Source organism: Acidisphaera rubrifaciens HS-AP3 (genome assembly GCF_000964365.1).
GTDB classification, from domain to species: domain Bacteria; phylum Pseudomonadota; class Alphaproteobacteria; order Acetobacterales; family Acetobacteraceae; genus Acidisphaera; species Acidisphaera rubrifaciens.
Genome location: NZ_BANB01000686.1, coordinates 1 through 469, shown reverse-complemented (window position 1 = coordinate 469; position 469 = coordinate 1). Strand labels below are relative to the sequence as shown.

Genomic DNA, 469 nt, shown 5'->3' with positions numbered 1-469 from the left:
GCGCGCGGCACACTGGACGGCGCTGTCGGCGGCACGCGCCGCGCGGCTCGCGACGCTCGAGGCGCCGACGGGGGTCATCACGCCGGAATACCTCATCGCCCGGCTGCGCCCGTTCATCGACGCCGGCACGATCGTGTTGAGCGAGGCGATCTCCAGCTATCACGTCGTCCTCGACCACCTGCGGCCGACGCGTGCGGGCAGCGTCGTCGCGTCCGGCGGCGGATCGCTCGGCTGGCACGGCGGGGCGGCGATCGGCGCCAAGCTCGCGCGCCCGGATCGGACGGTGGTGGCGATCGCGGGCGACGGGTCGTTCATGTTCTCGGTCCCGTCCAGCGTCCACTGGATGGCGCGACGCTATGCGACGCCGTTCCTCACGATCGTGCTGAACAACGGCGGCTGGAAGTCGCCGAAGCTGTCCACCCTGGCCCTGCACCCCGACGGGTATGCCGCGCGGGCCCGCGACATCGGC

1 protein-coding gene is annotated in these 469 nt (G+C 72.9%); it reads left to right on the top strand.

Annotation, left to right across the window (positions count from 1 at the left end):
* The coding region (locus B8460_RS16420; protein ID WP_048862692.1) for a thiamine pyrophosphate-dependent enzyme at positions 1-469 on the top strand (469 nt) is incomplete at both ends.